This is a genomic window from Teichococcus vastitatis (genome assembly GCF_003604215.1).
GTDB lineage: Bacteria > Pseudomonadota > Alphaproteobacteria > Acetobacterales > Acetobacteraceae > Pseudoroseomonas > Pseudoroseomonas vastitatis.
The window spans coordinates 20,766-27,265 of record NZ_QXGS01000035.1 but is presented as its reverse complement, the minus strand read 5'-3'; the positions used below and the strand labels follow the sequence as shown (position 1 = coordinate 27,265).

Annotated in this window: 5 protein-coding genes; 1 reads left to right on the top strand and 4 read right to left on the bottom strand. The window is 64.3% G+C overall.

Annotated elements, in window-relative coordinates; genetic code table 11:
• Nucleotides 1-96: 96 nt before the first annotated feature.
• The 4 genes from D2K64_RS19840 to D2K64_RS26285 form a co-directional block, all read right to left on the bottom strand.
• A complete protein-coding gene (locus D2K64_RS19840) occupies nt 97-1,827 on the bottom strand; it encodes an alpha-amylase family glycosyl hydrolase (protein WP_238384315.1) in 1,731 nt (576 codons plus the stop codon).
• Nucleotides 1,828-3,391: 1,564 nt separating this feature from the next.
• Entirely contained in the window at nt 3,392-3,934 is a 543-nt protein-coding gene (locus D2K64_RS19835; protein WP_120010114.1) for a hypothetical protein, read from the bottom strand.
• Nucleotides 3,935-4,009: 75 nt separating this feature from the next.
• On the bottom strand, nt 4,010-5,092 hold the full coding sequence (locus D2K64_RS19830) for an ArsO family NAD(P)H-dependent flavin-containing monooxygenase (protein WP_120010113.1): 1,083 nt from the start codon (nt 5,090-5,092) through the stop codon (nt 4,010-4,012).
• An 88-nt stretch (nt 5,093-5,180) separates the two neighbouring features.
• Nucleotides 5,181-5,267: an ArsB/NhaD family transporter gene (locus D2K64_RS26285; RefSeq protein ID WP_370765154.1), complete on the bottom strand. Its 87-nt coding sequence runs from the start codon at nt 5,265-5,267 to the stop codon at nt 5,181-5,183.
• Between the two features lie 523 nt (nt 5,268-5,790).
• Here D2K64_RS26285 and D2K64_RS25990 point away from each other — a divergent pair.
• A complete protein-coding gene (locus D2K64_RS25990; protein WP_306418948.1) occupies nt 5,791-6,447 on the top strand; it encodes a cold-shock protein in 657 nt (218 codons plus the stop codon).
• Nucleotides 6,448-6,500 lie beyond the last annotated feature (53 nt).

Below are 6,500 nucleotides of genomic sequence, written 5' to 3'. Positions count from 1 at the left end.
GCTGAAGGGGATAAACTGCGTCATGCCCATCAGATTCGCGGATTTCAGACCGGAGGGAAATCCGACAGACTGCTAGGTTCCAGGTTTAAGGTCAGCTCAGGTCGTCCCGCGGGCGGCTTCCAGCACGATCGCGCCGTGCGCCTCGAGGATGCACTGCCGCCCACCCTTCGCCGCGCGCCCGAGGCGGGCGTTGCTGCCCCACGCTTGCCGGGCGCCGCGCGTGCCAGGCAGCACGGCGCGCTCCGCCGTTTCGCTGAGGTTGAACACGCAGATCATGGTCTGCTCACCCTGGGTGCGGGTGAAGCCAACCAAGGGCGCGGGCAGCTCGAGCGCCTGCAGGGAGCCGCGCACCAGGGCGGGTTGCTCGCGCCGGAACTGCAGGAAGTCGCGCCAGGAGGCCAGGGGGGACTCCGCGTCCTGCTCCTGCACGTCCACCGCCATGACCCGGTGCGCCAGCGGCACGGGCAGCCAGGGTTGGCCCTCGCTGAAGCCCGCCGCCGAGGCGTTGGCGCTCCACGGCATCGGCGTGCGGCTTCCGTCGCGCCCCTTGTAGTCAGGCCAGAAGGAGATGCCGAAGGGATCGCGCAGCTCCTCCTGTCGCAGGCTCGCCTCCGGCAGGCCGAGCTCCTCGCCCTGGTAGACGCAGATGCTGCCGCGCAGGCACAGCAGCATGGCCATCAGCATGCGCAGGAAGGTCGGCGAGGCGGGGGCCTCCGAATCCGAATAGCCGGGCTGGCCGCGCTGCGGGTTCCAGCGGGAGGCCACGCGCTCGACGTCGTGGTTGCTGAACGCCCAGCAGGGCCAGCCCACCGCGTGCTCTGACATCCAGCGCAGGGTGGAGGCCACAGTCTCGTGGCACAACGGCCCACGCATGAAGCGCAGGGTGTAGGCCATGTCGAGCATGCCCTCGCCCGTGTAGCGCCGCAGGCGATCGAAGGCGCCGTCCTGGCTCGACACCTCGGCTAGGGTGGTGACGCCGGGATATTCGTCCTGCAGGCTGCGGATGCTGCGGAGAACGTCGAGCGTCCTCGGGTGCAGCAGGTCGTTCTGGTGCAGCTGCATGCCGAAGGGCTTGGCGGGGATCGGGTCCCCAGGATGGTGCGCAGATGGGTTGCCGCGGAGCGAGGGGTCGTGACACATCCAGTCAACGGCATCGAGGCGGAAGCCGTCCACGCCGCGGTCTAGCCAGAAGCGGCCGATCTCCATCAGCGCCTCAACGACCTCCGGATTGTGCAGGTTGAAGGCCGGCTGACTGGCCAGGAAATGGTGCAGGTAGTACTGGCGCCGCCGCGGCTCCCAGCTCCAGGCCGGGCCTCCGAACACGCTGAGCCAGTTCGAGGGTGCCGTGCCGTCAGGCGCGGGATCGGCCCAGACGTACCAGTTGGACTTCGCATTGCCGCGTGAGGCGCGGCTCTCCAGGAACCAGGGGTGCCGGTTGCTGGAATGCGACCAGACCTGGTCCATCAGCACGCGCAGGCCGAGGGCGTGGGCGCGTGCCAGGACACGGTCGAAATCGGCCAGCGTTCCGAACAGCGGATCGACGTCGCAGTAGTCGGATACGTCGTAGCCGTAATCCTCCTGCGGCGAACGCTGGAAGGGAGAGATCCAGATGGCGTCGACGCCGAGGCCTGCGATGTAGTCGAGCTTGCCGAGCAGCCCCGGCAGGTCGCCGACGCCGTCGCCGTTTCCATCTGCAAAGGAGCGCGGGTAGACTTGGTAGATCACCGCGCCGCGCCACCATTCCTCGGACGCGCCCCGCGACAGCAGCTTGCCGCCGTCGAGGATCTGGACGTTCTGGTCGGGAAAGCCGGCGGAGAAGCTGTTCAAGGAAACCTCCAGAGACGGCGGCCGGGCGGCGGATCCTGCGTTCCGTTCCCAGGTCATGGCGATCCTTAAGGAGCACCCTGGCCAGGGTCAATGAAATTATCACAAATCCGTGATCAACCGTCGAGGAGATTTCATTTCTCCTGGCTCGCCTCCGCCGCGACAGCATCTGGCTGATCTGCAGCGTCCGCGCCTGCCGTCCGCGAGCTGAGACGAAGCCATGGAGGACGGGCGCGGATCGCCCACTGGCGGCGGACGGCGCCTGCGATGACCCAGGTGGAACTTGGCAGTGGCTTTGAAACAGGTCCCGGATCTGGGATTCAGGCGGCACGTGTAGTAGCGGCTAACAGTCGATCACACTCGGATTGATGACCCGAGGGATCACCGGTTCGAATCCGGTACCATCCGCCAATGCCTCCCTCGAGACGCCGGTCCGCGGTATTTCTTTCTGTGCGGATCCCACGGGACCGTCACAGCCAGGCCACGTCCATCCTGCAGATGCCGAAGCACCCGTATGATGGCTACGCCGCCTGGGGAACCCTCAGGCGGTATTCCGGGTCATTGATGCACGGTGGAGCGTAAGGAGGTCCCGGCCCCCTACATCTGGCCGGCGCCGCGCAGATTAAAGCTATTGTTGTTGACGTCTTATACAACTTATGGCTGCAATAATAGATCTGCGGCAGGCAGAATTTCCGCAGCGCGTAAGCCGTCCGGCAAGACCAAAAGGGTCATGGCTGGGCGGCTCTAAACCCCGGCACGTCCTCCCGGATCTCAGTCCCCATAGCCTGAATCATCCCGCTCGCGCGATTTCTGGTCATCCAGATGTCGGACGACCGTTTATTGCACTTCCGGCACTGGAACTTGGTGCGATGCGGCCGGCAGGCGCTCCCGCCGCTGGCCATTCCGCAGCAGCATGCGGATCGGCAGGTAAGCGGTCTTGCAACACTCCAGGCCAAACCATCGGCCCTGCCGGTCGACCAGCATGTCACATTTTAGCCAACGGAATGCGCATCAGGAGCTGCTTCCTGGGCTACGCGATTTCAGTCTTAGGCGCAAAAGGATGGCGAACAATCGTACTCTGCTATTGACAGATGTCGTATCTGATAAGCACCCATCTCGCATTGCAGCGGCACTCTGCCGATAATCAGGGTCCTCGCGACGCATCACCTGCTCGTGAAACAGCCCCGAACCCTGCCCCCACTCATCGATGCGGGATAACACCACTTCCTGCCGTTTTCTCGCACCACCCTGCCCAGGCTAACCATGAGGACACTCCCTGGTATCGGCACCTAGGTTCACGAGCTTGAGCACGATAGCGAGGTTCAACTCCGTCGGTTCCTCGTGGCTCGGGGCCGCGTGTACTCGGCTCCGTCCCGAAGGCTTGCGGCCGGCCCAAAGCAGTCCACTCGCTCCTGGCGCCACCCTGATCGCGGCTGAGGGTTACCGCCTTCTCGGAGAGCGAGAGCACAAAGCCAAGACCACCTGACGCCAGGATCTCAACCTCGCCGCCTCGTATGAGGACGGCATCTGCAAGATCGTCCGGAAGTCCGGTTTCCTCTACCGATCCTCAGGCCGCTTGCAGGGTCGGAGGGGCACAGCTGACAGAAGCAACTGGGGCAGGAAGCGCTTCAGGCTTGGCCTCCGGCAGCTGACTCAGAAGCGTCAGAAGCTGAGCGCGAGCCTGCAAGGCGCCGCGGGTCAGCCAGCCGTGTCCACCTTCTGGCGCAAAGGTCACCTGGTGCCCGGCCAGAATGATCTGGATGAGCCGGCTCGCGGCCCCATCCGTTAGGGAGGCGCGGAGCGCTTCCAGCTCAATCCCCTTCGGCAGCAGGCAGCGGATCACCAGACCTCTCAGTACCGAGGCAGGAAGATCGCCACCCTCCGCCAGGGGAGCCTCAATCCTTACCGTGACCCCTTCAACGGAACTGATCTTCAGGAAAGCCGCGGAGGTCATCTTCCGCAGGTCGGTCAGAGTGGAGACGCCGTTGAGCATGCTCTGGTCGATCCCCTGCAGGACACCAGCATAGTTTGCGGGGAGAAGTGCCATTTTGGCCTCTAAGATACTCACGGAAGCGTGATGCGGGGGGAGATACAACAGAAACTGCAACATCCACAAGGATAACCGGCTTCAGGAGGCACATCTCACGTCTGGCCAACTCAGAGGGGCATAGAACCCTTCCTTGGCTTACCCAGGATCGGCGGCATGGTCCCCGGCGATGAATTGCTGGACCGCCTGCACGGTGTCGCGGGCGGATCGCGTGATGCCTGCCAGTGTCGCTGAGGCTGCCCCGGTCCAGTCGCCGTAGCCGAGCATCCAGAGCCGAGGCTGACGGAGCGAGCGGCCATGTTCGAGAGCGATGCGGCCATCTGCCTCCAACACACCGAGCTTGGTGAGATGACTAAGATCCGGCCGAAACCCTGTGCACCAGATCACCGCGTCCACAGGAGTGCGTGCTCCGTCCTGCCAGACCACGCCGTCTGGCAGGAAACGGGTAAATGGCCGGACGGTGTAGAGCACGTCCTGGTCACGAGCTTCCCGCACTGGAGGCACCATAACAATGTCGCCGAGGCCACTCTTCGCTCTATCCGGCTCCCGACCCTCCATCAGAGCCCGCACTCGCTCCATAGCCTGCTCGAACAGCACACCACCATCCACGTCATCTGGTAGGAAGCGGGGTGGCTCCCGGGTGACCCAGGCCGTTTCTGCCACCTTGGAAATCTCGGCCAGGATCTGAGCGCCCGAGTTGCCGCCACCCACCACGAGTACACGCTGGCCAACAAACTCGTCAGGGGAGCGATAGGCAGAGGAGTGGATTTGCTTGCCACGGAACAGCACCCGGCCGGAATATGGCGGGATGAAGGGCTGGCCAGTACCGCCTGTTGCGCTGATGACAGCCTTGGCCAGCCATGTGCCGCGATCGGTCCTTACTGATAGACCGCCGGCGGAATGCAGAATGCCTTTGACGCGCACCGGTCGCTGGATCGGCAGGCTGTATCGCTGCTCGTAGGCAGCCAGGTAGCCCACCACATGGTCACGGGATGGATAGCCGCCCTTGGGCGGCGGCATGGGCCAACTGGGCAAGGAACTCATCTGAGCGGGCGAGAACAGCCGTAGGGAGTCCCAGGCGTCGGGCCAGGCGCCGCCAGGTCGATCATTGGCGTCCAGGATCTCGCAGTCGAGGCCCAGCCGGCGCAGGAAGTATCCGGCAGCAAGACCAGACTGCCCACCACCGATGACCACCACGTCACGAAAAATCTGGCCGCTCATGATACGCCTGCGATTGGCAGCCAGAGCATCAAGGTCATCGGAACCACCCAAAGGTCGGGTGGGGGATGATCAGGCTGCCCTTCATGTATTAGCTCCAGGTGATGGTCGTGCCCCTGCTGGGCAACACATGAAGCCACAGCAGGGTTGCCAAGCTGCCGCTGGGTGCGACCTTCAGAGCGAGAAGGATAAAATCATAGAGCTGTTCCTCTAACTGCCCAGGAGCGGCCCAACTGGCATCAACCAGTCCCCCCTGCAGATAAGGCAGTGAGCCCCCGCTTTAGCCGGCCGTTCATCCTCACAGGCCAGGATGATGGCAAGGGCGGCTGCCGCGGCTGCCTGGTTCTAGCCTACCGCGCTCGGCCGACTGCGCTCACAGGTACCCGGCCGGGCGCGCCCTTTCTTTAGCCCGGTCAGTTTGGCGTAATCCATACCAGTAGGGCGAGGAGGCTAGGAACAATAGCGGCTCCCACATTGGGACACGAAGGCTGGACCGCGGTTTGCTGGTTTGGTTGGTCACGTCACTAATATCCTGGCAGGTGAGGTGCCGCACTTTGCCCTCTGACGCGGCAATACGCACCAAGGGCTGTGTCTGCCACGCGGTAACCCGCGTATCACCGCTAGACTGAGCTGACGCAAGCTGGTTCGAAAGAGCCTTTCCCCGGGCAATCCTCTTGTTCATGACGGCGGCACCTATAACCATGGTGCTGTTCAACATCTGGAAAGTGCCTTCCATGCCTTCTCACCGGAGTGAGCGCCAGCGCCCGTCTCGCCGCCGTGGCTTCGACGACGATGTCCTCGGCGGCTCCCCCACCCTCGCCTTCAGCGGCTTCGGCGGTGGGTCCGCCGCACCGGAGCTCGCGGCCACGGTCAAGTGGTACAATGCCGAGAAAGGCTTCGGCTTTGTGGAGCTGGGGGATGGCTCGGGCGATGCCTTCCTGCACGCCAACATCCTGCAGGCTGCTGGCGTCCAGGGCGTCAGTCCGGGCGCGACGCTGCAGGTCCGCGTCGGGCAGGGGGCCAAGGGGCGGCAGATCGATCAGGTGCTGTTGGTCGACGAGAGCACCGCCGCGCCCGCTGCTCCGCAGCGCGCCCGCGAGAGGCCTGGAGCTTCGCACGGTCCGCGCCGACCGATAGACCTGAGCTTGGCGGTTGAGATGACGGGCACGGTGAAGTGGTACAATCCCGCCAAGGGCTTCGGCTTCATCAGCCCGCAGGATGGGAGCAAGGACGTCTTCGTGCACGCGACGGCGCTGGAGCGGGCAGGCCTGTCCGTGCTCCAGGAAGGACAGCTGGTCCGGATGCAGGTCGTGCACGGGGCCAAGGGGCCGGAGGCCGGCCGCCTTCTCTCCGACTAAGAACAGAGGGCTGAGCTTGGCTCGGGCCCGCACCGCATCCCCTTGGTTTCACG

Coding starts and splice junctions, on each gene's coding strand:
- D2K64_RS19835 (WP_120010114.1), bottom strand. CDS start 3,934: ATGTTGCAGTTTCTGTTGTATCTCCCCCCGCATCACGCTTCCGTGAGT.
- D2K64_RS19830 (WP_120010113.1), bottom strand. CDS start 5,092: ATGAGCGGCCAGATTTTTCGTGACGTGGTGGTCATCGGTGGTGGGCAG.
- D2K64_RS25990 (WP_306418948.1), top strand. CDS start 5,791: ATGGTGCTGTTCAACATCTGGAAAGTGCCTTCCATGCCTTCTCACCGG.